At 58.3% G+C, this 1,649-nt stretch carries 2 protein-coding genes; one reads left to right on the top strand and one right to left on the bottom strand.

Annotation, left to right across the window (positions count from 1 at the left end):
• Positions 1-651 (top strand): response regulator (locus tag AC1DT3_RS20340; RefSeq protein WP_477467021.1); only part of this gene is annotated, 651 nt, incomplete at its 5' end.
• A gap of 9 nt (positions 652-660) precedes the next feature.
• On the opposite strand, the gene AC1DT3_RS20335 is transcribed toward AC1DT3_RS20340, so the two are convergent.
• A partial coding sequence (locus tag AC1DT3_RS20335; RefSeq protein ID WP_477467020.1) for a ribonucleotide-diphosphate reductase subunit beta occupies positions 661-1,649 on the bottom strand: 989 nt, incomplete at its 5' end.

The raw sequence follows: 1,649 nt of genomic DNA, 5'->3' as shown, positions 1-1,649 counted from the left end.
GTGTATGTCTGCCTGAGCGTGAGCGACAACGGTTCCGGCATGGACAAGGAAACTTTGCGCCGGGCTGTCGAACCCTTTTTTACGACCAAAGGTCCTGGAAAAGGCACCGGGCTTGGGCTCGCGATGGTTCACGGCATCACGAAGCAAAGCGGCGGGGCGTTCATCCTCAACAGCGAAGTAGGGAAGGGAACGCAGGCTGAGCTGTGGCTGCCTGTTGCAAGCAGCGACGCGATCGGCGCAATGACCGGAGCGAATAGAATTCCCGCGGTTGAGCGATCCCGTACAGACCGCGTTCTCACGGTGCTTGCCGTCGATGACGACTGGTTGGTGCTCACGAACACCGTGGCGATGTTGGAGGACTTGGGACACAAGTGCCTGCCAACATCGTCCCCGTTTGAAGCGCTCACCATGCTGGACCGCGCAGCGGAGATCGACCTTGTCCTATCGGATCAGGTCATGCCGGGAATGTCGGGTCTTCAGCTCGCCAAGGCGGTTCGTGAGAAACGGCCCAACCTGCCTGTCATTCTCGCAACCGGTTACGCGGAAATTGAGCCAGGTGCGACGGTCGATCTGCCGAGGCTCACCAAACCGTTCACACAGGCGGATCTGATGCGGTCTCTCGAACAGGTTCTGCAAGAGCTGGAACCCTGACAATCGCCGTCAGTCCCAGGCCAGTCCGCCGCCCGTTTGATATTCGATGACCCGGGTCTCGAAAAAGTTCTTCTCTTTCTTGAGATCCATGGCCTCCGACATCCACGGAAACGGGTTCTCGGTTTCCGGGAAGACTGCCGCAAGCCCGAGTTGCGCACATCGGCGATTGGCGATGAAGTGCATGTATTGCTCGCAGAGCGCGGCGTTCAAGCCTAGAAAGCCGCGTGGCATCGTGTCCCTTCCATAAGCCGCTTCGAGCAGGGCCGCATCGTGAAGCATGCCGCGGATCTCGTCCTGAAAAGCCGCGTTCCAGAGCGACGGATCCTCTATCTTGATCTGGTTGATGACGTCGATGCCGAAGTTCAGATGAATGCTCTCGTCGCGCAGGATGTACTGATATTGTTCGGCGATACCAACCATCTTGTTGCGGCGGCCGAGCGATAGGATCTGCGCGAATCCCGTGTAGAACCACATGCCCTCGAACACGACATAGAACGCTACCAGATCGCGCAGGAAGTCGCGGTCCGTGTCGGGCGTTCCGGTCTTGAAATCCGGATCGTCGAGATTGCGGGTGTGCGCCAAGGCCCATGCGGCCTTGGCGGTAATGGAAGGTACCTCGCGGTACATATTGAAGAGCTCGCCCTCGTCGAGGCCAAGGCTTTCGACGATGTACTGGAATGTATGCGTATGCACCGCCTCCTCGAASGAYTGSCGMAGCAGRTACTGCCGGCATTCCGGGTTCGTCAGATGCCGGTAGATCGCGAGAACGATGTTGTTGGCGACGAGCGATTCCGAGGCCGCGAAGAAACCGAGATTTCGTTTCAGCATGCGCCGTTCGTCATCGGTCAATCCATCCTTCGCCTTCCAGAGGGCGATGTCCGCCTGCATCGATACTTCGGTGGGCATCCAGTGATTGTTGCAACCGGCAAGGTACTTTTCCCAAGCCCACCGATACTTCAGCGGCAGAAGTTGGTTCACGTCAGCGCGCGCGTTGATCA

The organism is Microvirga sp. P4_G7 (assembly GCF_056401005.1).
Note: the sequence above shows the minus strand (reverse complement) of the source record. Positions and strands in the feature narration are given on the sequence as shown.